This is a genomic window from Magnetospirillum fulvum, assembly GCF_900108475.1.
In the GTDB taxonomy this organism is placed as follows: domain Bacteria; phylum Pseudomonadota; class Alphaproteobacteria; order Rhodospirillales; family Magnetospirillaceae; genus Phaeospirillum; species Phaeospirillum fulvum_A.
Genome location: NZ_FNWO01000010.1, coordinates 13,126 through 39,651 on the forward strand (window position 1 = coordinate 13,126; position 26,526 = coordinate 39,651).

At 64.8% G+C, this 26,526-nt stretch carries 28 protein-coding genes; 17 read left to right on the forward strand and 11 right to left on the reverse strand.

All coding sequences use genetic code 11. From position 1 onward, the window contains the following. Positions 1-24 precede the first annotated feature (24 nt). Together BLW40_RS11885 and BLW40_RS11890 are read left to right on the forward strand one after the other, a co-directional pair. Positions 25-3,135, forward strand: a complete 3,111-nt coding sequence (locus BLW40_RS11885) for an EAL domain-containing protein (protein ID WP_074768843.1) — start codon at positions 25-27, stop codon at positions 3,133-3,135. Between the two features lie 2 nt (positions 3,136-3,137). Then, a complete protein-coding gene (locus tag BLW40_RS11890; protein WP_074768845.1) occupies positions 3,138-3,518 on the forward strand; it encodes a response regulator in 381 nt (126 codons plus the stop codon). Positions 3,519-3,538: 20 nt separating this feature from the next. On the opposite strand, the gene BLW40_RS11895 is transcribed toward BLW40_RS11890, so the two are convergent. The 7 genes from BLW40_RS11895 to BLW40_RS11925 form a co-directional block, all read right to left on the reverse strand. After that, positions 3,539-4,450 (reverse strand): cation diffusion facilitator family transporter, encoded by a 912-nt coding sequence (locus tag BLW40_RS11895; protein ID WP_074768847.1) that lies wholly within the window; start codon positions 4,448-4,450, stop codon positions 3,539-3,541. 200 nt (positions 4,451-4,650) lie between these two features. Beyond that, positions 4,651-5,115 carry a PTS IIA-like nitrogen regulatory protein PtsN gene (gene ptsN / locus BLW40_RS11900; protein ID WP_021131699.1) on the reverse strand — a complete coding sequence of 155 codons (465 nt, stop codon included), beginning with the start codon at positions 5,113-5,115 and terminating at the stop codon, positions 4,651-4,653. Positions 5,116-5,280: 165 nt separating this feature from the next. Beyond that, a complete protein-coding gene (rpoN, locus tag BLW40_RS11905; RefSeq protein ID WP_074768848.1) occupies positions 5,281-6,801 on the reverse strand; it encodes an RNA polymerase factor sigma-54 in 1,521 nt (506 codons plus the stop codon). 14 nt (positions 6,802-6,815) lie between these two features. Next, positions 6,816-7,625 carry an LPS export ABC transporter ATP-binding protein gene (lptB, locus tag BLW40_RS11910; protein WP_074768850.1) on the reverse strand — a complete coding sequence of 270 codons (810 nt, stop codon included), beginning with the start codon at positions 7,623-7,625 and terminating at the stop codon, positions 6,816-6,818. Further along, complete coding sequence (locus tag BLW40_RS11915) at positions 7,625-8,575, reverse strand: LptA/OstA family protein (protein WP_074768852.1); 951 nt, start codon at positions 8,573-8,575, stop codon at positions 7,625-7,627. Before BLW40_RS11915 ends, lptB begins: the two co-directional genes overlap by 1 nt. Then, positions 8,572-9,282 carry an LPS export ABC transporter periplasmic protein LptC gene (gene lptC / locus BLW40_RS11920; protein ID WP_074768854.1) on the reverse strand — a complete coding sequence of 237 codons (711 nt, stop codon included), beginning with the start codon at positions 9,280-9,282 and terminating at the stop codon, positions 8,572-8,574. The genes BLW40_RS11915 and lptC overlap by 4 nt, the downstream gene beginning before the upstream one ends. Continuing rightward, on the reverse strand, positions 9,279-10,247 hold the full coding sequence (locus tag BLW40_RS11925) for a KpsF/GutQ family sugar-phosphate isomerase (protein ID WP_074768856.1): 969 nt from the start codon (positions 10,245-10,247) through the stop codon (positions 9,279-9,281). The genes lptC and BLW40_RS11925 overlap by 4 nt, the downstream gene beginning before the upstream one ends. Positions 10,248-10,653: 406 nt before the next feature. Between BLW40_RS11925 and BLW40_RS17655 the strand changes: the two genes are divergently transcribed. Genes BLW40_RS17655 through BLW40_RS11955 form a run of 6 tightly spaced genes read left to right on the forward strand, consistent with a single transcriptional unit; the run spans position 10,654 to position 14,302 of the window. Then, the gene (locus BLW40_RS17655) at positions 10,654-11,076 is read left to right on the forward strand and encodes an ArsR/SmtB family transcription factor (RefSeq protein ID WP_074768858.1); all 423 of its coding nucleotides are present in this window, start codon (positions 10,654-10,656) and stop codon (positions 11,074-11,076) included. Next, positions 11,073-11,573, forward strand: coding sequence for an arsenate reductase ArsC (locus tag BLW40_RS17660; protein ID WP_074768860.1), 501 nt, complete (start codon positions 11,073-11,075; stop codon positions 11,571-11,573). Before BLW40_RS17655 ends, BLW40_RS17660 begins: the two co-directional genes overlap by 4 nt. A gap of 20 nt (positions 11,574-11,593) precedes the next feature. Next, positions 11,594-12,052 carry an arsenate reductase ArsC gene (locus BLW40_RS11940; RefSeq protein WP_074769089.1) on the forward strand — a complete coding sequence of 153 codons (459 nt, stop codon included), beginning with the start codon at positions 11,594-11,596 and terminating at the stop codon, positions 12,050-12,052. Between the two features lie 4 nt (positions 12,053-12,056). Next, on the forward strand, positions 12,057-13,079 hold the full coding sequence (arsB, locus tag BLW40_RS11945) for an ACR3 family arsenite efflux transporter (protein WP_074768862.1): 1,023 nt from the start codon (positions 12,057-12,059) through the stop codon (positions 13,077-13,079). Positions 13,080-13,083: 4 nt separating this feature from the next. Next, entirely contained in the window at positions 13,084-14,049 is a 966-nt protein-coding gene (locus BLW40_RS11950; protein WP_139305582.1) for a permease, read from the forward strand. A 16-nt stretch (positions 14,050-14,065) separates the two neighbouring features. Then, entirely contained in the window at positions 14,066-14,302 is a 237-nt protein-coding gene (locus tag BLW40_RS11955) for a thioredoxin family protein (protein WP_074768864.1), read from the forward strand. A 56-nt stretch (positions 14,303-14,358) separates the two neighbouring features. Here the strand turns inward: BLW40_RS11955 and BLW40_RS11960 are convergent, their stop codons facing one another. Together BLW40_RS11960 and BLW40_RS11965 are read right to left on the reverse strand one after the other, a co-directional pair. Then, complete coding sequence (locus BLW40_RS11960) at positions 14,359-16,092, reverse strand: methyl-accepting chemotaxis protein (protein WP_342027667.1); 1,734 nt, start codon at positions 16,090-16,092, stop codon at positions 14,359-14,361. Between the two features lie 396 nt (positions 16,093-16,488). Beyond that, positions 16,489-17,124 carry a LexA family transcriptional regulator gene (locus tag BLW40_RS11965; RefSeq protein ID WP_074768868.1) on the reverse strand — a complete coding sequence of 212 codons (636 nt, stop codon included), beginning with the start codon at positions 17,122-17,124 and terminating at the stop codon, positions 16,489-16,491. A gap of 120 nt (positions 17,125-17,244) precedes the next feature. Between BLW40_RS11965 and BLW40_RS11970 the strand changes: the two genes are divergently transcribed. The 5 genes from BLW40_RS11970 to BLW40_RS11995 are packed head-to-tail and all read left to right on the forward strand — an operon-like array spanning position 17,245 to position 20,941. Beyond that, complete coding sequence (locus BLW40_RS11970) at positions 17,245-17,610, forward strand: hypothetical protein (RefSeq protein WP_074768870.1); 366 nt, start codon at positions 17,245-17,247, stop codon at positions 17,608-17,610. Further along, positions 17,607-18,374, forward strand: coding sequence for a hypothetical protein (locus BLW40_RS17985; protein ID WP_244511172.1), 768 nt, complete (start codon positions 17,607-17,609; stop codon positions 18,372-18,374). Before BLW40_RS11970 ends, BLW40_RS17985 begins: the two co-directional genes overlap by 4 nt. 2 nt (positions 18,375-18,376) lie before the next feature. Further along, positions 18,377-19,921: a portal protein gene (locus tag BLW40_RS11985; protein WP_244511173.1), complete on the forward strand. Its 1,545-nt coding sequence runs from the start codon at positions 18,377-18,379 to the stop codon at positions 19,919-19,921. Next, entirely contained in the window at positions 19,908-20,174 is a 267-nt protein-coding gene (locus BLW40_RS11990; protein WP_074768874.1) for a Bbp19 family protein, read from the forward strand. Before BLW40_RS11985 ends, BLW40_RS11990 begins: the two co-directional genes overlap by 14 nt. Positions 20,175-20,203: 29 nt before the next feature. Further along, positions 20,204-20,941, forward strand: coding sequence for a capsid assembly protein (locus BLW40_RS11995; protein ID WP_074768876.1), 738 nt, complete (start codon positions 20,204-20,206; stop codon positions 20,939-20,941). A gap of 47 nt (positions 20,942-20,988) precedes the next feature. Here the strand turns inward: BLW40_RS11995 and BLW40_RS12000 are convergent, their stop codons facing one another. Both BLW40_RS12000 and BLW40_RS12005 read right to left on the reverse strand, forming a co-directional pair. Beyond that, positions 20,989-21,747 carry an oxygen-binding di-iron domain-containing protein gene (locus tag BLW40_RS12000; protein WP_074768878.1) on the reverse strand — a complete coding sequence of 253 codons (759 nt, stop codon included), beginning with the start codon at positions 21,745-21,747 and terminating at the stop codon, positions 20,989-20,991. Between the two features lie 33 nt (positions 21,748-21,780). After that, positions 21,781-22,500, reverse strand: coding sequence for a methyl-accepting chemotaxis domain-containing protein (locus tag BLW40_RS12005; protein WP_074768880.1), 720 nt, complete (start codon positions 22,498-22,500; stop codon positions 21,781-21,783). Positions 22,501-22,877: 377 nt separating this feature from the next. On the opposite strand from BLW40_RS12005, the gene BLW40_RS12010 reads away from it, so the two are divergent. The 4 genes from BLW40_RS12010 (at position 22,878) to BLW40_RS12025 (ending at position 26,521) form a co-directional block, all read left to right on the forward strand. Next, on the forward strand, positions 22,878-23,696 hold the full coding sequence (locus BLW40_RS12010; RefSeq protein WP_074768882.1) for a phage capsid protein: 819 nt from the start codon (positions 22,878-22,880) through the stop codon (positions 23,694-23,696). Between the two features lie 11 nt (positions 23,697-23,707). Further along, positions 23,708-23,977 carry a hypothetical protein gene (locus BLW40_RS12015; RefSeq protein ID WP_074768883.1) on the forward strand — a complete coding sequence of 90 codons (270 nt, stop codon included), beginning with the start codon at positions 23,708-23,710 and terminating at the stop codon, positions 23,975-23,977. Positions 23,978-24,053: 76 nt separating this feature from the next. Further along, positions 24,054-24,623: a phage connector family protein gene (locus BLW40_RS12020; protein ID WP_074768885.1), complete on the forward strand. Its 570-nt coding sequence runs from the start codon at positions 24,054-24,056 to the stop codon at positions 24,621-24,623. After that, positions 24,620-26,521, forward strand: coding sequence for a phage tail protein (locus tag BLW40_RS12025; protein WP_074768887.1), 1,902 nt, complete (start codon positions 24,620-24,622; stop codon positions 26,519-26,521). The genes BLW40_RS12020 and BLW40_RS12025 overlap by 4 nt, the downstream gene beginning before the upstream one ends. Positions 26,522-26,526: the final 5 nt, after the last annotated feature.

The window sequence follows — 26,526 nt, forward strand, 5'->3', positions numbered from 1 at the left end:
TGAATCCTGCATCGTTCCCAGACCATGAGCCCTGGCGACGATTCGATTCAACTGCTTATCATCGAAGATAACCCCGGTGACCGGCGGTTGATTGAGATTGCTTTGGCCGATGCGATGCCGGACTGGGCGGTCAGCTCTTGTTCCTGCCTGGCCGAGGCGCTGACCCAGGCCCCGTTCGACCGCTTCGATTGTCTGCTGTCCGATCTCGGCCTGCCCGACGCCCAGGGGATCGAATCCGTCCTTGCCCTGCGGGCTCAGGCCCCCAGCAAGGCGCTGGTGGTGCTGACCGGGCTCGATGACGAGCGGGTCGCGCAGGAGGCAATCCGCGCCGGAGCCCAGGATTATATCGTCAAATCCGATGCCGGTCTGACGATGCTGCCCCGGGTGATCCGCCACGCGATCGAGCGCCAGCAATCGCAAAGCGCGCTCGAGGCGTCGCATCGGACGGCGCAGGCCCTGCTCGACGCCAGCCGCGACGTCGCGATGCTGCTCGACAGCGATGGTCGGATTCTGACCCTGAACGCGGTGGCCGAAGGCTATCTTGGCCGCCCGCTCGACCAGTTGATCGGGGTGTCGCTGTTCGATTTGCTGCCCGACAGTCTGGTCGCCCATCGCCGCGCCTATCTGGCCGAGGCGCTGAACAGCGGCGAGACGGTCGAGTTCGAGGATACCGACGGGCTGCATTGGTTCGCCAACCGCCTGCGCGCCGTCGCTGGCGAGGTGCCGGGCCAGCATCGCTGTGCCCTGTTCTCCCACGACAGCACCGCCGAGCGCGCCGCCGCCGCCAAGCTGGCCGAGGCCAAGGACGAAGCCGACGTCGCCAACCGGGCCAAGACCGAATTCATGGGGCGGATGAGCCGCGATATCCGCACCCCCTTGAACGACGTGATCGGCTTTGCCGAGATGATCTCGACCGAGATGTTGGGGCCGCTGGCCCAGCCCGGCTATCGCGATTACGCCGAGACGATCTATCGCTCCGGCTCGCAGATTTTGAAACTGATCGACCGTATCACCGACGTTTCGATGCTGGAAACCGCGCTGTTGAAAGATCAGGCGTCGTACCGCGATCTGGTCGAACTGTCGCCCGATCTGATCTGCGTCTGCGTCGATGGGGTGATCCGCCGCATCAACGCCGCCGGGCTGGGGATGTTGCGGGCTCCGGCCCCGTCGTCGTGCGAGGGGCGGCGCTTTGTCGAGTTCGTCCATGTCGATTACCGGACGATGTTCGAATCCGGCCTGGACGTCTTGTGCGAGGAAGGCCACCCGATGCCGGTCAAGGTGGTCACCTTCGCCGGGCGGGTCCGCGACGTCGAATTGTCGGCGGTGCCGCTGCGGCGCGAAGGCCATACCGCCGTGCTGCTGGTCGGCCGCGATACCACCGAGGTAACGGCGGCGATGCGGGCGGTGGCGGCGCGCGAGCATCGCATCCGCGCCATCATGGACACGGTGATGGACGGGATCGTCACCATCGACGAGGAAGGCACCCTGCTGAATGCCAACCTGTCGGTCGAGCGGATCTTTGGCTATTCGCTGACCGAAGTGGTCGGCTCGCACGTCTCGCTGCTGCTGCCCGAACTGGATTCCAGCCGACTGACCGTGGCGATCCACGATTACCTGTCGCGCAGCTTCGGCGCGGTGGTGGGGGCCGAAGCGGTGGGACGGCGCAAGGACGGTACCGCTTTCCCGGTCCATATGTCGGTGTCGGAATTGCGGGTGGAAAAACGCCGCCTGTTCACCGGGACGTTGCGCGATCTGTCCGAGAACAAGCAACTGGCCCAGCGGGTCGATTATCTTGCCAACCACGACCCGCTGACCGACCTGCCCAACCGCACCGGGCTGGCCGAGCGGCTGGGACTGGCCGTCATCCGCGCCCGCGACAGTGCGCGGATGGTTGCGGTGGTGACGGTCGATCTCGACGGCTTTACCACCATCAACGATTCGCTTGGCCACGAATCCGGCAATCTGGTGCTGCGCGAGACGGCGCGGCGGCTGGCCCAGAACACCGGGCCGGACGGCACCGCCGCCCGGCTGGCCGGGGATGAATTCGCGGTGGTGCTGCCGCAATTGCGTGATGCGGGCGAGGTCTCGGCCGGGGTCGAGCGGATTCGCGAGGCGCTGAACCGTCCCTACATGATCCAGGGCAGCGAACTGACGATCGGGGCCGATATCGGTGTTTCGGTCTTTCCCCGCGATGGCGAGGACGCGTTCGACCTGCTGCGTAACGCCGAGGTAGCGCTGCATTCGGTCAAGCGGCTGGAAGATTCGCGGCTGGGCTTCTTCGATGCGGCGATGTCGTTCAAGGTGACCGAGCGGCTGACGCTTGAACGCTCGATCAAGGCGGCGCTGAAGGCCGATCAGTTCGAGCTGTTCTTCCAGCCCCAGGTCCGCCTGATCGATTTCCATCTGGTCGGAGCCGAGGCGCTGATCCGCTGGCGTCATCCCGAACTGGGCATCATCACTCCGGACAAATTCATCCCGGTCGCCGAGGAAACCGGCCTGATCGTTCCGATGGGAACCTGGGTGCTGCAAAGCGCCTGCCGCCATCTGCGACGGTGGGACGATCTTGGCATGAAGGGGCTGCGGATGGGGGTCAACATCTCGGGCCGCCAGTTCCGCGAGGAGGATCTGGCCGATCTGGTCGCCGACGCGATCGTCGAGAGCGGCGTCAATCCCGCCCAACTCGACCTCGAACTGACCGAAAGCATGTTGATGGCCGACGGCGAGGCGACGCTGAAGATTCTGCGCGCCCTGGCCCGGCTCGGCGTCACCCTGTCGATCGACGATTTCGGCACCGGCTATTCGTCGCTGGCCTATCTGAAGCGCTTCCCGGTCAATACCGTCAAGATTGATCGCACCTTCGTCAGCGATCTCGACCAGGACAAGGACGGGCGCGCCATCGCCAACGCGATCATCTCGCTGGCCCATTCCCTGGGGATGAAGACGATCGCCGAGGGGGTTGAGACCGAGGCCCAGGCAGCGATGCTGGCCAGCCATGGCTGCAACGAAATTCAGGGATATCTGATTGAGCGGCCGCTTCCGGCTGCTGAATTTAGCGCCTTCGTCGCCCGCTATGGCGCAAATGGCGGGCGGGGATCGGTCGGGTCGCGGCTATCCCTGGTGCAGGAGGGGGGGTGACCATGCCGGGGACCATCGTCATCGTCGAAGATAATGCGATGAATATGAAGTTGCTGGAGCAGGCGCTGGGGATCGCGGGCTTTCGCACCGTCAAATCGATGGATGGCGACGGGCTGGTCGATCTCGCCTCGACGGCAGAGGCCAATCTGATTTTGATGGATATCCAGTTGCCCAAGCATTCGGGGGTCGATCTGCTGAAGCAATTGCGTGCCGACGATCGCACCCGGACGGTGCCGGTGGTCGCGGTGACCGCCTTTGCCGATCCGGATTCGATCGCGGGATTCCTCGACGAAGGCTTCGATCAGGTCATCACCAAACCGGTCTCGATCCGGAAATTGCTAGACGAAGTTTCCCGCTATTGCGGCGGCGACGCGACCGCGTAGGACGACGGTCTTTCGAGACCTCAGATCCAGCGTTTGTCGGCGGTGAAATCGACCGTCAGCCAGTGGCCGGGGAGAGCGCCGCCCAGTTCGTCGGCGATTTCCTGGCGGATCGCATCCAGCTCGGCAAAGCTGCGCGTCATCTCGCCCGAAGGGGCAACCAGCCCGATCTCGATGAAATTGACCCGGCCCGCTTTCATGACGTGGCTTTCGAACGCGGCGAAGCCATGGCGTTCCGCGATGATTCGGGCGGCCTCGCGCACGGTGCGGTCCAGTTCGGCCGGGGCGATCAGCAAGATCTCGCCGGTGGCCCGCCAGACCGTTTGCAACGGGATCGGCAGCAGGCAGCCCGCCAGCAGGGTCAGGATGAAGGGATCGACATAGGGGGCGAGATAGGCGTATTCCGCCTCGACCAGCAGGTTGCAGACGACGAAGCTGATACAGACGCCCAGGCTGATGACGCCGCCCAGCAGCCAGGCCCGCGCGTCGATCCGCAGCAATTCCGACTCGATATGGGCCGAGCGGATATGGATGAACGCCGACATCGTCAGACAGATGACCCCGCCGATCCCGGTAAAGACCGCGCCCGGTCCGAAATCGACGATGCGGCCCCCCGACAGCATCCCGTTCAGTCCCTCCAGCACGGCATAGACGCAGGCGGTGGCCAGCACCAGCCCGTTGACCAGCGCCACCAGAGGTTCCAGGTGCCAGTAGCCGTATTGGAACAGACGGTCGTCGCCGCGCGCGATCAGGCGCGAAACGCCCAGCGCGGCCAGAGTCATTACCGAATCGATCAGGGTGTAGAACGCGTCGAACATGACGGTTCGCGATTGGATGATCAGCCCGAAGACGACACCGGCGATGGCGGTGAGGACGGTGACGGCAATCGAAATGGCAAGAAGCTTCTGTTCCTGCTTGGTCGAGGTCTGGGACATGATTGATACGCGGTTGCTTTGACGAATCTCGGCTTTGGAGCGATCCCGAACGGGACGGATCAGGCCTTTTGCCCGTCGTCGGCATCGGCCTCCGGCGTCCACAAAAGGTGGAGCAGGATAACAGATGGCGACGAAGGGTCAAAGCGGCGCAACGCAAAGCTGCGTCTGGCGAAGATCGCTATAGATCGCGTCGCCGCCGGTCAGGCGGCGCGCGAGGCGGGAGATTCGGTCAGCAAGGCATAGAGAGCGTCGGCATTGTCGGTACCGCGCAGCTTTTCGCAGACGGCACGATCGCGCAGCAGACGCGAGACGCGGGCCAGGGCTTTCAAATGATCGGCCCCCGCCGATTCCGGGGCCAGCAGCAGAAAGATCAGATCGACCGGCTGTTCGTCGATCGAATCGAACTGGATCGGCCGTTCCAGCCGGGCGAACAGGCCGTAAAGCCGTTCGAGGCTGGGCAGCTTGCCATGCGGGATCGCAATCCCGTTGCCGACACCGGTGGTGCCAAGTCGTTCGCGTTCCAACAAGACGTCGAAGATCGCCCGTTCATGCAGTCCGGTGATCTCGGCCGCCCGCCGCGCCAAATCCTGCAGCGCCTGTTTTTTGGACGTGGCGCGCAAGTTTGAAATAACGGCTGACGGAGTGATCAGGTCGGTGATTTCCATGAATCCACCTATTCAGCGGGACTCGAATCCCAGCGGGCACCCCAGGCATAGGCCGGACGCGGGACGATCCCAACGGTCAGCACACAGCCCCGCCCCCACGAGTTCCCTGGGGAGGGGCGGAAAATAGTTCCCCCTTGCGTCCGAGTCAAGCGGACTGCCGCCCGGTCACATTCCCAGCGATTTTTCGCGCCGCCGTTGGACCGAGGAGGCAATGTTCATTGCCTCCCGATACTTTGCCACCGTTCGGCGGGCAATGTCGATGCTTTCCGCTTTTAGAATCTCGACGATTCGTTCGTCGGACAGCACATCCTTCCCTTCGGCGTCGATCAGTCCCTTGATCCGGTGGCGCACCGCCTCGGCGGAGTGGGCGTCGCCGCCGTCGGCGGAATTGATCGATTGGGTGAAGAAGTACTTCATCTCGAAGATACCGCGCGGTGTCGCGATATATTTGTTCGAGGTAACCCGGCTGACCGTGCTTTCGTGCATCGAGATCGCGGTGGCGATGTCGCGTAGCACCAGCGGGCGGAGATGGCTGACGCCCAGGCGGAAAAAGGCGTCTTGCTGCCGCACCAGCTCGGTTGCAACCTTCAGAATCGTGGTCGCGCGCTGGTGCAGCGACTTGACCAGCCAATTGGCCGACTGGAATCGCTCGCTGATATAGGTCTTGTCGTCCTTGCCGCGGGCGCTGGCGGCGATCTTGGTGTAGTAGCGGGTGTTGACCAGCACGCGGGGGAGGGTGTCGGCGTTGAGCTCGACCAGCCAGCCGCCGTCCTGGGCGCGGCGCATCAGGACGTCGGGGATCACCAGCGGGGCGACGACATGATCGAAGCGCAGCGCCGGCTTGGGGTCGAGCGCCTTGATCTCACCGATCATCTCGGCCAGATCCTCGGCATCGACCCCGCAAACCCGCATCAGGCCGGGCAGGTCGCGCCGGGCCAGCAGATCGAGATGGTCGAGCATCGCCGCCATTGCCGGGTCGAGCCGGTTGCGCTCGGCCAATTGCAGGGCCAGGCATTCCTTTAAGGAGCGGGCGAACACCCCGACCGGGTCCAGCGTCTGGACCCGGGCCAGCACCGCCTCGACCCGGGCCAGCGGGCAGCCCAGCCGCAGGGCCAGTTCGTCCAGCGTTCCGATCAGATAGCCCGCTCCGTCCAGCATCTCGATCAGATGCAGCGCGATCAGTCGGTCGCCCGGCTCGGTGACATCGACGTTGATCTGGGCGACAAGGTGGTCGCGCAGGGTGATTTCGCCCGCCGACACCTGATCGAGCCCGTTGCCGTCATCCTCGAAATCGGTCCGGCCGCCGTTGCCGCTGCCGCTCCACTGGCCATAGCCCTCCATCCCGACCGAATCCGCCGCGCTGTCGTTGTTGAAGACGTTATCGACATCGACATCCATCCCCTCGGTGGCGGCGGCAGGGGTCATGCCGTCGAGGATCGGGGCCTCGGGCGGGGCGGAATCCAGCACCGGCAGGTCGGTCGCGTCGGCGCGGGGTTCGGCCGCAACCGACTCGATCGGACGGTCGGCCTCCTCGCGCTCCAGCAGCGGGTTGCGTTCGAGTTCCTGGTCGATGAAGGCGGTCAGCTCAAGGCTGGACAATTGCAGCAGCTTGATCGCCTGCTGCAATTGCGGCGTCATCACCAGCGACTGGCTTTGACGGAGGTCGAGGCGGGGACCGAGGGCCATCGGGTCTGTCCCCTTTACAGGCTGAAATGCTCGCCCAGATAGACCCGGCGCACACCTTCGTGAGCGACGATCTCGGCGGGGTTGCCTTCCATCATCACCGACCCGTCATGCAGAATGTAGGCGCGGTCGATGATGTCCAGCGTCTCGCGCACATTGTGGTCGGTGATCAGCACGCCGATGCCGCGGTCCTTCAGATGCGACACCAGATCGCGGATGTCGGCCACCGCGATCGGGTCGATACCGGCCAGCGGTTCGTCGAGCAAGATGAAGTGCGGACGACCGGCCAGGGCACGGGCGATCTCGACGCGGCGGCGCTCGCCGCCCGACAGCGCCATCGCCTGGGCGTGGCGAAGGTGGGAGACCGAGAATTCCGACAGCAGGCTTTCCAGATCGTGCTCGCGCCGCTCGCGGTCGGGCTCGACCACCTCCAGCACCGCCATGATGTTGCCCTCGACGGTCAGGCCGCGAAAGATCGACGCTTCCTGGGGCAGATAGCCGATGCCCAGCCGGGCGCGGCGATACATCGGCAGCGCGGTGATGTCGTGATCGTCGAGCAGGATCGCGCCCTCGTCCGGGGCGATCAGGCCGGTGATGCAATAAAAGCAGGTGGTCTTGCCCGCGCCGTTGGGGCCGAGCAGGCCGACCGCCTCGCCCCGCTGCACGCTGATCGAGACGTTGCGCAGCACCGAGCGGCGCTTGAACCGCTTGCCCAGGCCGCGCGCGACCAGACCGCCCGCGGAGAGATTGCGGGCGACGGGGACGTCCGGCGACAGCGGCTCGGACGGAACCGTGATTTCAGGATCGGTGTCGGGTGCGGTGTGCATCAGCGGTTGCCAAAGTCCTCGTTGGAGGGAACCCGGCCGGAAAAGCCCGACCGCCCCTGTTCGTCCTGCTTCTTCGGAGTGAACACGCCCTGAACCCGCGGGCTGGAGCCGTTGGCTCCCGGCGGGGCGGGGAACAGTTTGCTGATCCCGGTCTTCAGATTGACATAGGCCCAGCCGCCTTCCAACTGGTTGCCGCCCTCGCGGACGATCTTGACCGCGCCCGACACGGTGGCGATTTCGGTGACGGCGTCGTAATCGCCGCGATCGCCGGTGACGGTCTCGGTGGCGGTGGTGAGGCGGACATGACCATAGGCGTCGGCGCGCTGCAAATCCAGGTTCTCACCGCTGCTCTTTGCCGCGCCGTCGCTGCTTTTGGCCGGGGCGGCGGGGCGAGCCGCGGTTGATCCGGCGGCCCTGTCCTTGAAATGGGCGGTGATGACGTCGGCCTTCAGCGTGCGCGGGCCACGGGTGGCGACGGCGTCGCCGCGCAACACCGCCATCTTCTGCGTCTCCCAATATTCCAGGCTGTCGGTGGCCTGGAACTGATCGGTGGCGGTGACCAGACGGGCGGGCGCGCCTTTCAGCACGAACACCGCCTTGTCGAGGTCATAGATCGCCTTGGTCCCGGTCGCGGTGTCGGTGGGCGAGCGGATCGTCACCGTTCCGTCGGCGTCAAGCCGCCAGATCTCGTCGCCCTTGCCGTTGATCTGGCGGTAATAGGCGGTCAGCTGGTCGGCATCGACCGTCATCGTCCCACGGGTGGCGCGGGCGTTGCCGGTGGCGATGACGCGAAGGTCTTCAGAATGCCACTCGATACCGTTATCGGCGAAGACCTGCAATTGCTGGTCGCCGCCGCCCTGGGACATGCCGAAGCCCTGGGCGGCGGCGGGAGCGGCGGCCGACAGCAGGGCCATGGCCAGGAGGGGGAGGACGCGGAGCGCGGGACTCATCGGGGCGGGGCTCCCTGGGGCTGGGTCTTTCCGGCTTTGCCGGTCTTGCTGGCAGAGGGTCCGACGCTCCGCAACGACATTCTGCTCTTGCCGGTGAAGGTCAGGGTGCGCCCCTTGTCGGTGATGTCGAACCCGGCGGCGTCGATCCGCCCTTGCGGGCCGTTGCCGGTGACTGGGTCGTCGCCGTGGGCGGAGGACCGGGCGAGGTCGATCAGGGCCGAGTTGGTGTGCATCTCGGTTCCAGAATCGTGGTAGAGGTTGACGTTGCCGGTCAGCAGAAGGGTGTTGTTCGCCTTCTGATACAGACCGGAATCCGCCTCGATCACGACGTTGGCGCCGCTCGACGTGGTGAAGTCGGCCTTGGGATTGTCGAGGTGGACGATGTCGCTGCGGCCGTTTTCCTGGGTTGCCAGGTCGGCGCTGACGGCATAGGGGCGATTGCTCTCGTTGATGCCGAAATAGCGCGGGTTCTGCATGGCCAGGGTCTCGACCTCCTTCGACGGCAGCCGGGCGAACCCGATCTGGAAACCGCTTTCCTCCATCGTCAACTTGGGCCACGCCACCAGCAGCGCCAGCAGAACCACGGTCAGCGACGGCAGCACGATCTTCATGATCCCGACAAAGCGGGAATAGCGGGCAAACGGACCGGTGCGCGGCGGGCGCAGCCGTCGGCGCAGCCGTCGGGCGGCTTCGCCCGGGTCGATCACGCCAAACCTGCCCGCAGACAATCGTGAACGTGTAGAACCCCGACCGGGTGCCCGGCCTCGTCCACCGCGAACAGGCTGGTGATCGCCTTGGCGTTCATGATTCCCAACGCCTCGGCGGCCAGCAGGGTCGGCGGGACCGTCTTGGGGGTGGCGTTCATCACCTCGGCGGCGGACAGCGACAGCAGGTCGCCCCGCATGTGGCGGCGCAAATCGCCATCGGTGACGATGCCGACCAGCCGACCGTCGGGATCGACGATGCCGGCGCAGCCCAGGCTCTTTTTCGTCATCACCAGCAGCACTTCGCTCATCGGGGCGGCGGGGGCGGCCAGCGGCAGGGCTTCGCCGCCATGCATCAGGTCCGAAACCCGCAACAGGCGGCGGCCCAACTGACCGCCGGGATGGAACAGGCGAAAATCGGCGGGGGTAAAGCCCTTGCGCTCAAGCAGGGTGATCGCGAGCGCGTCGCCCAGCGCCAGCATCATCGTCGTCGAGGTGGTGGGAGCCAGACGGTTGGGGCAGGCTTCGGGGTGATCGGGCAGCACCAGCGCCACGGTGGAGGCCAAGGCCAGGGTGCTGTTGGCTCCCGAGGTGATCCCGACCAGCGGAATGTCGAAGCGGCGGCAATAGGCGATGATGTCGCCCAGTTCCGGCGTCTCGCCCGAATTGGACAACGCCACCACCGCATCGTCGCGGGTGACCATGCCCAGGTCGCCGTGGCTGGCCTCGGCGGGGTGGACGTAAAAGGACGGGCAGCCGGTCGAGGCCAGCGTCGCCGAAATCTTGCGGGCGATATGGCCGCTTTTGCCCATTCCGGTGACCACCACCCGACCCGATGCCCGCTCCAGCGCCTCGATCGCGGCGTCGAAGGGATGGCCCAGGCTGGCGGCCAGAACGCCCAAAGCTTCTGCCTCGGTGGTCAGCACGCGGCGGGCGATGGCGATGGAGGTGGTGGCGGCGGCGGTCATGTCAGGGTCCGATAGTCAGGGGCCGGGTCGCGCCGGACAGGCGGACCAAGGCCCCCTACTATACGAATCCGCCGGGGGACGGAAAGGCAAAACGCGAATCTGGTCCGTTTCCTGCATTCCCCGAGGGTACGGCGACAGGACGGTCGAGACCCGATCCCGATGAGTGGACCTCGTCGAGATTGGGGGGAGGCCGCGGTGCCGACGGCGATTGTCGCGGTGCTACACCTCGGTATGGTTTGACTGTCTCGGTCTCCCCGGCAAGCAGCGAGGCCGTCATCGTCACCTCGGCCCCCCGGTCGGCCGGTCATTGAGTCCGGTCTGTTTGCCGTGTGATATCGGCCTTGCCTGCGCCTCGTCATGGATATATCATTTTCCAATATAAGGAAATGAGGCTAGCATCCCTCCCATGCTTGAGACCTTCGAAACTGTCGCCAGAGCCGTTGCCGACCCCACCCGCATCCGTATCTTGAAGCTGCTGGAAAGCGGCGAATTGTGCGTCTGCCAGATCACCACGGTGTTGGATCTGGCGCCTGCCACCGTGTCCAAACATCTGGCGGTGTTGAAGATCGCCGGGCTGCTCCAGCAGCGACGCGACGGCAAGTGGGTGTATTACCGGCGGGCCGAACGCGATCTCAATCCGTATGCGCAGGCTTTCCTCGGACTGGTCCGGGGGGCGCTGAAAGACGATCCGACCGTGGCCGGGGATGCCCATGTACTGGCCCAGGTCACCGCCGCTCCGCTGGCGTTGGTCTGCGATCAGGGCCGCGCGGCGCTTGATCCGAGGCCTCAAGCCCCTGTGACCACAGTCTGCCGAGGGGGACCGCGATGACCGACAAACTCTATTCCGTCTTGTTTTTGTGCACCGGCAATTCGGCGCGTAGCATCATGGCCGAAAGCATCCTGAACCGCGAAGGCCGCGGCCGCTTCCGGGCCTTCAGCGCCGGGTCTCATCCCAAGGGTCACGTCGATCCGCTGGTGTTGAGCCTGCTGGCCAAGACCAACTACCCGACCGATGGCTTGCGCTCGAAATCCTGGGACGAGTTTGCCGCTCCTGGCGCTCCCGATCTCGATTTCGTCTTCACCGTCTGCGACAACGCCGCAGGCGAGGTTTGTCCGGCCTGGCCGGGACAACCCATCACCGCCCATTGGGGCATGCCCGATCCCGTCGGTTCCACCGGGTCCGACGTCGAAAAGGCGGCGTTATGCGTCGAAGTGATGCGGATGCTGAATAACCGGATCGGCTTGTTCACGGCTCTGCCGATCTCCTCTCTTGACCGACTGTCCATGCAAAACCGCCTCGATGCCATTGGCCAGAGCAACGCTTGAGACTGGAGGATCCGATCTCGATGACCGACACAATCACCAATGTCTTGGTTCTCTGCACCGGTAATTCCGCCCGATCGGTGCTGGCCGAGGTTCTGATCAACGCGCTGGGGGAGGGGAAATGGCGGGCCTATAGCGCCGGGAGCCATCCCGCCGGGGCGGTCAATCCGCTGACGCTGGCGGTGCTGGCGGAACACGGCCATGCGGTCGAGGGCTTGCGCTCGAAATCATGGGACGAGTTCGCTGTGCCCTCCGCGCCCCCCATGGATCTGGTTATCACCGTCTGCGACAACGCGGCGGGCGAGATGTGCCCGATTTGGCCGGGCCATCCGTCGAAGCTTCATGTCGGCTTCCCCGATCCGGCGGCGGCCACCGGCAGCGAGGCCGAGCGGCTGGCGGTCTTCCGCGACATCTATCGCCAGATCGAAGCGAAGATCCGCCGCCTGATCGCGCTGGGGCCGGAACGGGCGGCGGAGGTCTGACGCGATGACGATGTTCGAACGCTATCTGACCCTGTGGGTCGGCCTCTGCATCGTCGTCGGGGTGGCGCTGGGCCATTTTGTCCCCGCGCCGTTCCACGCCATCGGCGGGTGGGAGGTGGCCCAGGTCAATCTGCCGGTCGCCGGGCTGATCTGGCTGATGATTATTCCGATGTTGCTGAAGATTGATTTCGCCGCACTGGGTCAGGTGCGCGAGCAATGGCGCGGCATCGGCGTCACGCTGTTGATCAATTGGGCGGTCAAGCCGTTCTCGATGGCGCTGTTGGGCTGGGTCTTCATCAGCACCCTGTTCCGCCCCTGGCTGCCGGCCGAGCAGATCGACAGCTACATCGCCGGGTTGATCCTGCTCGCCGCAGCACCCTGCACTGCGATGGTGTTCGTGTGGTCGACCCTGTGCAAAGGCGAGCCGCATTTTACTCTGTCCCAGGTGGCGCTGAACGATCTGATCATGGTGGTGGCCTTCGCGCCGCTGGTCGGGCTGCTGCTGGGTCTGTCGGCGATCTCTGTGCCGTGGGACACCCTGCTGCTCTCGGTCGGGCTCTATATCGTCGTGCCGGTGATCGTGGCCCAGGTTTGGCGGCGGGCGTTGCTGGCGCGCGGGCCGGACGCCTTGGCGGTCACCTTGGCCCGGCTTGGGCCGCTGTCGCTGACGGCGCTGCTGGCGACTTTGGTGCTGCTGTTCGGCTTCCAGGGCGAGCAGATCATCGCCCAGCCGCTGGTGATTGGGCTGCTGGCGGTGCCGATCACCATTCAGGTCTATTTCAATTCCGGTCTCGCTTATCTGCTCAACCGCCGCTTCGGCGTGCCCCATTGCGTCGCCGGGCCGTCGGCGTTGATCGGGGCCAGCAATTTCTTCGAACTGGCCGTCGCCGCCGCGATCTCGTTGTTCGGCTTCGATTCGGGCGCAGCGCTGGCCACCGTCGTCGGTGTGCTGATCGAGGTGCCGGTGATGCTGTCGGTAGTCAAAATCGTCAACGCCAGCAAGGGCTGGTACGAAGCGAAGGCATAAGGCGATGTTCGACCTGTTCACCTGGTTGGCGGATTGGTCGGCTTATCACCTGCTCGGTCTCGAGCAGGGCAGCCGACTGGCAGAAGCGGTTCATTTCTTCGTCGAGGACACCGCCAAGATCTTCGTGCTGCTGGTGGCGATCGTCTTCGTGATGGGATTGTTCCGCACCCTGCTGTCGCCCGAGAAAGTCCGGGGATATATCGAGGGGCGGTCGCGCGGAATGGCCTATCTGCTGGCGGTGACGCTGGGCGCGGTGACGCCGTTCTGTTCCTGCTCGTCGGTGCCGCTGTTCATCGGCTTTCTCGAAGCGGGGATTCCGCTTGGAGTCACCATGGCCTTCCTGATCACCTCGCCCTTGGTCAACGAGGTCGCGGTGGTGATCCTCGCTTCAATCATGGGGTGGGAGATGACGGCGGTCTATGTCGCCGCCGGACTGGGTGTCGGGCTGATCGGCGGCATCCTGATCGACCGCCTGCACCTGGAGCGCCATGTCGAGGATTATGTCTGGAAAATCCGGATGGGCGCGCTGGCCGAGATCGAGGCCGACAGTTCGCTGGGCGGCCGGGTGCGCTATGCCTGGGGCGAGGTCACCGACATTGTCGGGCGACTCTGGCTCTATGTCGTGATCGGCATCGCGATCGGTGCCGCCTTGCATGGCTATGTCCCCGAGGAGCTGTTCGCCCGCTATGCCGGAGCCGATAACCCGTTCGCGGTACCGGTGGCGGTGCTGCTCGGGCTGCCGCTCTATTCCAACGCCACCGGGATCATCCCCGTTGCCGAGGCGCTGATCGCCAAGGGCGTTCCGATCGGCACGGTGATCGCCTTCATGATGAGCGTGGTCGGCCTGTCGGTTCCCGAATTCATCATGCTGCGCAAGGTGCTGAAGCCGCCGATGCTGGTGTTCTTCGGCGTATTCCTGACCGTGGCCTTCATTGTGGTGGGAGTGTTGCTGAACGCGCTGTTCGGCTGAAATGAGGAGAGGTGTCATGAAGTCGATCAAGGTTCTCGGCTCGGGCTGCAAGACCTGCGTCAACACCGCCAAGCTGATCGAGGACAAGGCCCAGGCTTTGGGCATTGCGGTCGAGATCGAGAAGGTCACCGACATGGCCGCGATCGTCGGCTATGGGGTGATGAGCACCCCGGGCGTGGTGGTCGATGGAAGGGTGGTCCATGCTGGCGGCATGCCCAAGCCGGACGCGGTCGAATCCTGGCTGAAACCATAGAGCCGGGATGGCTCAAGATCTGGCGTGTCGCCAGACCTTGAGCCATCGTCAGGGCTTTAGCTGGCCTTGATTTCCTTGCGGACGGTGGTCCGCATATCTTCGAGGAATTTCAGCAATTCCGAGCGGAGTTCCTCGCTGGACGTCGCCAAGGTCCGGGTGCTGTCGAGAACCTGGCTTGAAGCGGTGCCGGTTTCGGTGGCGGCCTGACTGACCCCGGTGATCGCGGCGGCGACGTCGTTGGTTCCCTGCGCCGCCTGCTGGACGTTGCGGGCGATTTCGGCGGTCGCCGCCGATTGCTGTTCGACGGCGGCGGCAATTGCGGCGGCGATGGTGTTGATCTCGTCGATCCGGGTGACGATGGCGCCGATCGCTGCGACCGCCTGCTGGGTCGAGGTCTGAACCGCGCTGATCTGGCTGCCGATTTCATCGGTCGCCCGCGCCGTCTGGTTGGCGAGGTTCTTGACCTCGCCCGCGACGACGGCAAAGCCCTTGCCCGCCTCACCGGCCCTGGCCGCCTCGATCGTCGCGTTCAGGGCCAGCAGGTTGGTCTGCGAGGCGATGTCGTTGATCAGATTGACCACTTCGCCGATCCGGCCCGACGCTTCGGCCAGTCCGCGGACGGTGGCGTTGGTCTCTTTGGCCTCGTCGGCGGCCACCGAGGACAGGCGGCTCGATTGTTCGACCTGACGCCCGATCTCGCGGATCGAAGCCGACAATTCCTCGGCGGCGCTGGCGACGCTTTCGACATTGCTGGTCGCCTGCAGGGTCGCCGAGGCGACCGTGGTGACCCGTTCCTGCGAATTCTCGGCGGTTCCGGCCAGGGTGCGGGCGGTGCGCTCAAGCCCGGAATGGGCCGCCTCGACGTTCGACAGAACCGAATCGGCGCGGCTTTGGAAGGCCCGCATCAACTCGCCCACCGCCTTGCTGCGCCACTCGCTGGTGGCGAGGCGGTCGCGGTCGCTCTGCTCGATCTCCTTGCGCTCGATCGCGTTCTGGCGGAACACCAGGACCGCCTTGGCGATATGGCCGATTTCGTCGTTGCGGTCGTGGTTGGGGATGTCGATGTCGGTGTCGCCCCGGGTCAACCGATCGACCGCGTCGCTGAGCGCCGACAGCGGGCGGGTCACCAGCCGCGAGACGATCAGATAGAGGACCAGCAGCCCGGCGATGGTCAGGCCGGCCCCCAGCAACACCAGTTCGAGGGTGATCGTCTCCATCAGCGACTGCATGCCGCTTTTCGACGTCTGCATCGCGTTGAGGTTGGCGGTAACCCGCTGCTCGATCGCTTCGCCGAACGCCAGCCGCGCCGTGCGGCCGTCGCTCATCCACACTTTCGATCCGCCCTCGCGGTCGCCCGCCAGGATCATCCCCATTGCCCGCTGGGTGGCGGCTTGGTACGTCGCCAGCTTGGTGCGCAAATCCTCGACGGCGGCGCGCCGTTCCGGCGTGCTTGCCATTGCCGCCCCGGTCTCCAATTTTTTCGCGACCTGGGCGATGCTGGTCTCATAGCGACCCTGGACCATCTTCATGTCGGCTTCGTTGTCCTGAAGCAAGATCGACAGCGCCGCGACGGTGGCGTTGTTGACCTCCGCCTTCATGTCCAGCGTGATCAACAGGCGTTTGACATCGGTGTCAATGATATCGACGGCGCTCTGATTCAGAGTTTTCAATCCATGAAAGCTGATCGCAATCGTCGCGGCGATTGTCGCGATGACAAGAACCATCGGAAGAAGAATCTTGCCAAACACGCTTAGATTCAGGAGCCATCGTTTCATCGTGATTTCTCGCATCAAGGCCGTTAGTCGAAAAAGGATTTGGCACCGATCGCCAGGTCCTAGGCATGTCAGCCGTATCATTGAACGTGTCACAAGGATCAGGACAAGCGATGCCCCGATCCTTAAGCACCCAAACGGTGACAGGACTCGGTGTCCTGCCCCTTCGGGCTGCCAATGACCCGGTAGGTTCATTATATTTTCAGGAAATTCTCGCATTGAAACTGCATCGAATTGGCGCAGTCTGCAAGGCGTCACATGGCATAGTGGCTATGTCATGCGCGCAAGGGTATACATCGCCAAGAGGAATAGTGCCCCTGCTTTGCGATCGGCCCAGGTTGAACACGAATAGAGCGAAGCTATCCGTAAAATTTTATTAAAAACCGGTCTCGAGCTGCTGCGATGCCGCCAGTTCTATTGGCTGGCCCACAGAATCCGCGCCAGCCAGGAAACCTCTTCGGTCGCAAGGACGCGGCCGGGATGGGCGGGGTTGATCGAGGCCAGTTCGATTCGCTTCGCGGTCAGGCGTGCCAGTTGCTTGACCATCACCTCGCCTTCGGTGGTGCGCAGCACCACCCGGTCGCCGCGGCGGACGCTGGCCGAGGGGGAGACGATGACGACGTCGCCGTCGCGAAACAGCGGTTCCATCGAATCGCCGCTGATCTCCAGCGCGTAGGCGTGAGGGTCGCCGATCTCCGGGAACGGAATTTCATCCCATCCACCGCCCAAGGGATAGCCCGCATCGTCGAAGAATCCGCGGTCTCCCGCCTGGGCAAATCCGATCAGCGGGATCGTCGGGGCCGGACGGGCGGTGGTGGCACCATTTTCGATATAGCCGAGAAAACGGCTGAGGTTGGCCCCTGTCGCATCAAGGACTTTGGCGACACTTTCGGTCGAGGGCCAGCGCGCCTTGCCCTCGCGGGTGATCCGTTTGCTTTTATTGAAAGTAGTGGGATCGAGGCCGGCCTTGCGCGCAAGGGCTGACGCCGTCAACCCGCTGTCGCGCGCCAAAGCATCAATTGCCGCCCAGATGTCGCTGTGTTTCAGCATGGGAAGATTGTCTCGCAGTTCGATTGATTTCGCACCAGGAATAAATACCCGAATCCGCTTGACGCGTACCGTCTTTGGTGCCACACGGTATATGGTTTGTTCTCGATGCGGAGGAGTCATATGGCACGAGACAAGTATGCTGGCTGCGTTCTCCACGATCAGCCGGCCGAGGTGTTTGCAACCACAGAGGAGGCGTGGCTGTGGTTCGTCCGCTGCCAGTCGGCCCGCGACGAGGGGGCGCGATTCGGAGCGGGGCGGGGCGAGGTCGCCCGGCCCTGCGAGCCCGACGATATCGCCCGCGAGGTGGGGCGGCTCTATCGCGGGCGCATTCTTCGTCCCGCCCATCTGAAGGTTCTCGACCGGTTTGGCCGTCGGCTGGCCCCGCCCGATCCGTGGGCCGGGGACAGTCCGGCCGAGGCGCGTTTGTGGGAGGAAGCGTTGGATCGTCTGGCCACGCCGCTGAAGCGAAAGGGGATCGTGTCATGAGCCTGGCCGATGAAAATGAAGGAAAACAGCCGTTTTCTGGTCGGGCTCTGGTGGTGTTTTCCGGTCAGGCCGATCTGCTCTGGCTGCGATTGTTGCGGCCGGGCTTTCGCCATTGCTTTGTCGTGCTGGGATCGCCGGGCGGCTGGATCAGCCTGAACCCGATGGCGCATCGCACCGACTTGACCGTGCTGTCGGTGCCGCCCGATTTCGATCTGGCCGGGTGGTATCGCGCCCAGGGATTGACCGTGGTGGAGACGCTCCCGCATCTGCCGCCCCGGCGTCAGGCCCCCTGGCGGCCCTATAGCTGCGTCGAGGCGGTCAAGCGGGTCTTGGGAATTCATGACGGATTCGTGCTGACGCCTTGGCAATTGTTCCGTTATCTCAAAATTAAAGGAAAAAAATCATTGACAGGTGGGGCCGCGTGGCGTGATGATCTTCCCATCAACACCACATTTGCGCCCAAAACCGACCGGAGCTTCGCTGCGGCGGTTTTTTTTGCGCCCAAAACAGAACAAAACAAGATCACACGCCTTGGAAAGGAAAGCGCCATGGGTGGTTTTTTTGCTCCTTCGTCCTCGTCCAGCCCGGCCCCGGTGGTGGTCGCCGCCACCACCGCCGCCGACACCAGTGCCGATGACGCCGCCAAGACCCGGCAGGAGACGGTCGAGCGCAATCGTCGCGGCTTGTACGGCACCATCGCCACCTCGGAGACCGGGCTGCTGAAGCCCCGTGTCCAGGGTGGAAAATCCTTGTTGGGAGAGTGAGGATGACCCGTCGTTCCTCTCGCTCCGAGGATGAGGCGGCGCGGGGCGAGCATCTGCTCGGCCCCGATGCCGACGATCCTTCAATTCTGCTCGGCCGGTTCCGCAAGGCCAAGCAACGCCGCGCCGTGTGGGAGTCGCATTGGCAGGAATGCTATGACTTCGCCCTGCCGCTGCGCGATGCGATCCTGACCGCCGCGGTGCCGGGCGAAAAGAAGGCCGACCGGCTGTTCGACGGCACTGCTCCCGATGCGGTCGATCAGCTGGCCGCCTCGCTGCTGTCCGAACTGACTCCGCCGTGGGCGCAATGGTTCGGTCTGACCGCCAGCGACCGGCTGGAGCCCGCCGAGCGCGACCGGGTCGCCCCGGTGCTCGACCGTATCGGTACGGTTTTGCAATCGCATTTCGACCGCTCGAATTTCGCGATCGAGATGCATCAATGTTATCTCGACGTCGTCACCGGCGGCACCGCCTCGCTGCTGTTCGAGGAGGCGGCTCCGGGCGAGTCCTCGGCCTTTCGCTTCACCGCCGTGCCGCTTGGTCAGGTCGTGCTGGAAGAAGGACCGGAAGGGCGGCTCGACGTTACCTTCCGCCGCTGCGAACTGACCGTCGCCGCGCTTCATGCCCGCTTTCCCGCCGCCCGCTTGCCCGACGCGATCATCCGCGCCGCCGCCAGCGATCCCGATCTGCGCGTCGGCATCGTCGAGGCGGTGGTGCCGTCGCGGGGCTCGTATGGCTATGCCGCCGTGTTGGAGGCGGAGTCCGACGAGACCGTGCTGGCCCAGGGTCGCTTCGAGATGAGTCCGTTCATCAATTTCCGCTGGCTGAAGGCCCCGGGCGAGGTCTATGGCCGCTCGCCGGTGATGAAGGCGCTGCCCGACATCAAGACCGCCAACAAGGTGGTCGAACTGGTGTTGAAGAACGCCACCATCGCCGTCACCGGCATCTGGCAGGCCGACGATGACGGGGTGCTGAACCCCGCCAATATCAAGCTGGTCCCCGGCACGATCATCCCCAAGGCGGTCGGCTCGCAGGGGCTTCAGCCGCTGGTCGCGCCGGGGCGGTTCGACACCTCGCAACTGGTGCTGGACGATCTGCGCGGCCGCATCCGTCATGCCTTGCTCGCAGACAAGCTGGGCCAAACCAACAGCCCCAAGATGACCGCGACCGAAGTGCTGGAACGCTCCAGCGAGATGGCCCGGCTGCTGGGGGCGACCTATGGTCGGCTGCAAAGCGAGTTGCTGACTCCCCTGGTGCTGCGGGCGGTCCATATCCTGCGCCGCCGGGGCGAAATCCCCGATCTCGTCGTCGATGGGCGCGAGGTCGATCTGCAATACCGCTCGCCGCTGGCGCAAAGCCAGGCCCAGCGCGACGCCCGCAACATGCTGACCTGGCTGTCGTCGCTGTCGCAATTGGGGCCGGAGGCCCTGGCCGCGATTGATCCCGCCGCCGCCGCCCGCTGGCTGGGGCGCAGCTTCAATGTTCCCGCCGACATCCTTCGTCCCGCCGCCGCCACCTCCCCGACGGGGGGCAACGATGGAGTCCGCTGAGTCCGGCTGGGACGGGCTGGCCGCGTCCTCCTCGCCGCCGGGCGGGGCCGAGACGGCCCTGCTGGCCCGTCAGACGGCGCGGCTGTTCGCGACGCCCGAGGGCGAGGCTCTGCTGGCCCACCTGCGCAAGCTTACGCTGGAGCGGTGCCTCGGCCCCCAGTCCGGCGAGTCCGCGCTGCGCCATCTCGAAGGCCAGCGCCACCTTGTCCTCCACCTGCTGTCCCTGGTCGCGCGCGGCCGGGCCGGTCGGTGAGGACTCGTTTCAAACCGAAGGAAGATCCCATGTTCGAAGACGATTCCCGCGACAGTTTTGCCGATCCCGATCCCGATCCGGCTCCGGCCCGGAAGCCCGCCGCAATCCCGGCCAAGTTCTGGGACCAGAGCAAAGGCGAATTGCGGACCGAGGCGCTGCTTCAGGCCTATCTTGAGCTTGAGCGCCGCGTCTCGGCCCGGGGGGGCATCGAGATCCCCGACAGAGCCGAGAAATACGCGATCTCGGCGCGCCATCCCGCCGTCACCTCCGATCCCGAAATCAACAAGCGTCTGCACGAGGCCGGGTTCACCCAGCAGCAGGCCCAACTGGTCTACGATCTGGCGTTCGAGCGGCTGGTGCCGCTGCTGGTCGCCGCCGGGGCCGAGGCCGGGTCGGAGTCCGGGGCGGGGCAGGACTCTGCCGCTTCCGATCCGCGCGACGGCGATATCTCGCATTTGTGCGACCATTTCGGCGGCGAGGCGCGCTGGCGGCAGATCGCGCCGCAACTGGCCGCCTGGGGGCGTAAATCGCTGCCGCCCGAGGCGTTCGAGGTTCTGGCCTCGAGCGTCGAGGGGGTCAAGACCCTGCATCGGCTGATGGGGTCGGGCGAACCCAGCTTGGGCCGCGCTCCGGCGCCGCGCGACGAGGGCCAGTCCGAGAATCAGCTGAAGACGATGATTCAGGATCCCCGCTATTGGAAGAGCCGCGATCCCGCCTTCATCGCCAAGGTCACCGACGGCTTCCGTCGTCTTTACGGCGAGGGCTGAGGCGATCCCGTCCGTCGGGGGCGATCCCCCCGGCGGGCGGGCACCGTTTAGCGGTTCATCGCCGCGATGCCCGAACCGACCTCCAGCGCGGCGAACCAGTCGAGGAAGCGTTTGACGTCGTCGCCCTTGAAGATCAGTCCATGCTGCGGGGCCAGGATGTCGATGTCGAGCTTCGAGACCTGAGCAATCCAGGCGTCACGCGCCTGGGGCGACGGCATCCAGCGGCGGTGGAAGCCTTCCATATAGCCGATATGACGGCTGAAATCGGTGACGAACAGGCTGTCGGCCGGGCGGTCGCGCGGAATCAGCGCCGCGCCGATGTCGCCCGAGAACAAAATCCGGGCCTGCGGGTCGTAGACGTTGAAGTTTCCCGAGGAATGAAGGTAATGCGCGGGCAGGAAGCGCAGCCGCAGTGACGGCGACAGCGCCACCTCCAGCCCCTCGTCCGGGATCGTGGTGAAAACGGCGTCGCGGTCGAAATGCGACGCGAAGCTTTCCCACAGCCACGAGATGTAGATATTGATGTCGGGCTGACAGACTCGCCGCCACAGCGGCAGCGACGAGCCGATGTCGGGGTCTTGGTGCGAGATGAACAGCGCCTTGATCTGCTCGACCGGAATCTCGCGGGTCAGCGCCGCCAGCATCGAGGGGAACACCTCGATCCCGCCCGGATCAAGCAGGATTGCCGCATCACCCGAGCGGATCATGTATTGATTGGTGTCGATGACGCGGTCGGGCCGTTCCGGATCCTGCCCGAACGCCTGCCAGCAATGATCGTCGCGGCGGAACAGGGTGACGCATTTCATCGGTGATCTTCTCCCGCGCAAAGAGACCGGCGGTCAGCCGAATCCCTTCAGTTCGTCCAGGCAGTCGAGGCCAAGACGGCGTAGCGCCTCGCCCCGGTTGGCGGCACGGCGGACCGCGTCCGACGCCTCCTCGATCATCAGTCGCAGATCGTCGACATAGTGGCGCATCGTATCGGCGACGGTGCGGAATTCCTTTTCGTGGACACCTGCCGCCGCCGCCTCAATCGCGATGTTGGTGGCGATCGAATCCGACTGGCTCACCACTTCCTCGATCGCGTGGGCGCGGCGCGACAATTCGGTGACCGCCGCCGCCATCCCGTCCAGCGTATCGACCATCCGCTCGGTCGCGGCGGCAAAGGCGCGTTCGGCCACCCGCGCGCCGGGACCACTGCCACCGACCAGATCGACCGCCCGCTCGAACATCGACATGTGTTGCAGGCCGAGCAGGATCGTCGAGGAAAAGGCAAAGGTGCGGCCGCGCAACGCTTCCATCTCGGCTTGAATCTGGGCCAGACGGTTGACCAACTCGCGGGTGTATTGGGTCAGCGCCCGCACGGCACGGCCCTTGTCGCCCGCCCGTCCCGCCGCCAGTTCGGCATTCAGCGACAGAATCCGCAGATTCTCGGCCAGTTCGTCCAGTTCGGCGAAGGAGTGAAAGGCGCGGCGGCAATCGCCCAGCAAACCGCCCGCGCGGGCTTCGAGCCGGTTGGTGCGCGGTGTCGAGGTTCGGGCCGGAGCCAACGCCACGTTCATCGACCGACTTCTCCCCGACGGGTCGCCACAAGGCGACAAACCGTCGAATGATAACGATTTTTTTTCAGCGAAACAGGAGAAATCTCGACGTGTCTGCCGGGTGTCGGATAATCGCCCTCCGGTTAAAGGAATATATTGACAAGATAGGAATTAGAAACTAAAACCACCCTATCAACACCCGAACTGCGCCCGGTGTTCGGGGCGCTGGGTCACCCCTCCTCTTCTTTGCTTTCATCACCTCCGGAGAACCGCCGATCTTGGCGGCCCGGGGTTTTTTCGTGCGTCGTCAACGGCCGCCCGATGTCTTGGCCTGCATTGCGGCGATAACCGGAAGACAGCGCGCCGTGCGTCACTCACCTCAAAATAAGGAACAAAACATGTCCACGAGTATCGTCAACGCCTATTCGGTCCAGTATGGACACGAGGTCCACGCCGCCTATCAGCGGATGGGGACCAAGCTGCGCAACACCGTGCGGGCCCGCAACAACGTCAAGGGCGCGGTCGCGGTGTTCCAGAAGGTCGGCAAGGGTACCGCCAGCACCAAGGCCCGTCATGGCAAGGTGCCGGTGATGAACATCGATCACACCGCGGTCGAATGCCAGTTGTACGATTATTATGCCGGCGACTGGATCGACAAGCTGGACGAACTGAAGGTCGAGCATGACGAGCGCGCCGTGCTGACCAATGCCGGGGCCTATGCCCTGGGCCGCAAGAGCGATGAACTGATCATCGCCGAACTGGACAAATCGACCAATTTTGCCGCCGACGGCACCACCGGCCTGACCAAGGACAAGGTGCTGACCGCGTTCGAAATGCTGGGGACCGCCGATGTCCCCGACGACGGCGAGCGCACCGCGATCGTCGGCTGGAAGCAATGGTCCGAGCTGATGCAGCTCGAGGAATTCGCCAGCGCCGATTATGTCGGCGAGGACGATCTGCCGTGGAAGGGCACTCAGGCCAAGAAGTGGCTGGGGACGCTGTGGATGCCGCATTCTGGCCTGACCAAGACCGGAAATGTCCGCTCTTGCTACTGGTACCACAAGACCGCAATCGGTCACGCCTGCGGGGCCGAGGTCAAGACCGAGATCACCTATCACGGCGAGCGTGCCGCCTGGTTCGTCAACAATTTCATGTCGCAGGGTGCGGCGCTGGTCGATCCGTCCGGCGTCGTCGCGCTGCGTTGCCTCGAAGCCTAAAGGAGGACCAGATGGCTTATCTGTCGAAGGATCTGTCGGTCCTGGCCTATGCCAACGGTTTCACGCTGTGGCACTACACCACCCCCGACACCGCCAGCGTCGTTGACGCGACCGGCTATTTCAACCCCGCCGCCTCGATGCTGCGGGTCGGCGACATCCTCGTCGCCAATGTCGAGACCGCCGGGGCGATGAAGGCCGGTCTGTTCCTGGTCTCGGCCAATGCCAACGGCATCGTCGATGTCAACGATCTGACCCAGATCGGCAGCGCCGACAGCCGCTAGGGGACGCGGCGCGGGGGGCTCTGCGCGCCCCCCGCGCCCACCCTCACCCACACGATTTTCAAGAGAGGGGGTTTCCATGGCCTTGTCCGCCATCGGGCTGTGCTCGCGCGCGCTGTTGCGTCTGGGTGCGACCACCATCGCCAGTTTCGAGGAAGGCACCGCCGAGTCCGAGGTGGCGGCCAACCTCTATCCGCCGCTCCGCGACGCCGTGCTGTCGTCGCATCCGTGGAGCTTTGCCACCGCGCAGGCGACCTTGTCCCGGCTGGCCGCGGATCCCGTCGCCGATTGGGAGGCGGCCTATCAATTGCCCGCCGATTTCTTGCGCGTGCTGTCGGCCGGGCCGGAGGGGGCGGGGCGGGGGCTGTCCTATCGCCTGGCCGAGAAGCGGCTGTTGTGCAATTCCGACGACGTGACGTTGACCTATATCTTCCGCCCCGACGAGGCCGCTTTTCCGCCCTTCTTCGATCAGATGCTGATCGCCCGCCTGACCGCTGAATTCTGCATCCCGATCACCGAGAGCACCAGCCGCGCCCAGTTCCTGTTCCGGCTGGCCGAGGACGAGTTCCGCCGCGCCAAGTTGATCGATGCCCAGCAGCATACCCCCGTCGCGATTTCCGATTTCCCCCTGGTCGAGGTGCGGTCATGAGCCTGCTGACGCTGAACAAGACCAGCTTCACCGCCGGTGAACTGGACGTCGATATGATGGGGCGCGGCGATCTGTCGGCCTTTGCCAACGGGGCGCGCTGGCTGCGCAACGTCGTCATCGCGCCCACCGGGGGGGTGGCGCGCCGCCCGGGACTGCGCTTCATCGACCGGGCCAAAGGGGCGGGGCGGCTGATCTCGTTCGAGTTCAACACCGAACAGACCTATCTGTTCGTCGTCACCGCCAACCGCATCGACATCTATGCCGGAGATAGTCTCGTCGGCGGGCTGGCGACGCCGTGGGGCGCGGCCGACATTCCCCGCCTCAACTGGACCCAGAGCGCCGACACCTTGCTGGTGGTGCATCCCGACATCGCGCCGCGCAAGATCACCCGCACCGGCGAGGTCAGTTGGAGCCTCGCCGAATGGTCGTTTTACGAATCGGACGGGCTGCTCTACCTCCCCCATCACAAATTCGCCGAGGATGAGGTGACGGTGACTCCCAGTGCCACCTCGGGAAACATCACAATCACCGCCTCGGCAGCGGTGTTTCAGGCGGGCCATGTCGGCCAGCGTCTGTGGATCGGCGGTAAGCAGGTGCTGGTCACCGCGTTTCTCTCGGCCAGCCAGGTCTCCGCCGAGGTTCGCGCCACGCTCGGCGGCACTGCGGCGACGACCGATTGGGAGGAACAATCCTTCTCGGCGCTGCGCGGCTGGCCGGTCTCGGTCTGCTTCCATCAGGGACGGCTGGTGATCGGCGGCAGCCGCGACCTGCCCAACCGGCTGTGGCTGTCGAAATCAATGGACCTCTATAATTTCGATCTCGGCACGGGCCTGGATGACGAGGCGATCGAGTTCTCGATGCTGTCCGATCAAGTTAACGCGATCCGCGCCGTGTTTTCCGGCCGCCATCTCCAGGTGTTCACCTCGGGGGCGGAATACATGGTCACCGGGGCGCCGCTGACGCCGTCCAACATCCAGGTCACCCGCCAGACCCGGATCGGTTCACCGGTCGACCGGACCGTGCCGCCCAAGGATGTCGATGGGGCGACCCATTTCGTTTCGCGCGATGGCCGCGACCTGCGCGAGTTCCTGTTTGCCGATGTCGAGCAGGCCTATCAGGCCAACGATCTGGCGATGCTGGCCAAGCATGTGATGGTCCGTCCGGTCGATCAGGATTACGATTCCCGCAATCGCCTGTTCTACGTCACGATGGGCGACGGCACCCTGGCGACGCTGACGATTTATCGCGGTGAAAAGGTCACCGCCTGGACGGTGCAGCAGACCGACGGCGCGTTCCGTTCGGTCGCGGTGGTCGATGGCGATGTCTTCGTCCTGGTCGAGCGCGGGTCCGCCCTTTTTATCGAACGGTTCGATGCCGATCTGGCGCTTGATTGCGCCCTGTCGGGCAATCGCGACGATCCGACCGTCTCCTGGACCGGCCTGTCCTATCTTGAGGGGCGCACGGTGCGGGTGCTGGCCGATGGCGGCTCGATCTCTGATCGGGTCGTCGCCGATGGACGGGTCGTCCTGGCCGAACCGGCGGCGGCGATCCAGGCCGGATTGCCCTTTGCCCATCTGATCGAGCCGTTGCCGCCGGTCGGTTCGTCGGGGCAGGCCCTGCCGCCGGGCAGCGTCGTCCGTCTGGTCCAGGCCCATTTCCGCGTGCTGGAGACCGAGGCGTTGCATATCGACACCGGGCGGGGCGCGACCGCGATTCCGTTTCGCCGCTTTGGCAAGGCCCGGTTCGGCGACACGCCCCCCGGCTTTTCCGGCGACGTCCGGGTTCGCTCGGTCGGCTGGACCCGCGACGTGATGCAGCCCTTGTGGCGGATCAGCCAGGACGTCCCGCTGCCCTGCATTGTTCTGTCGGTTTCGACCGAAATCAAGGTCGCCGAATAAGGCGC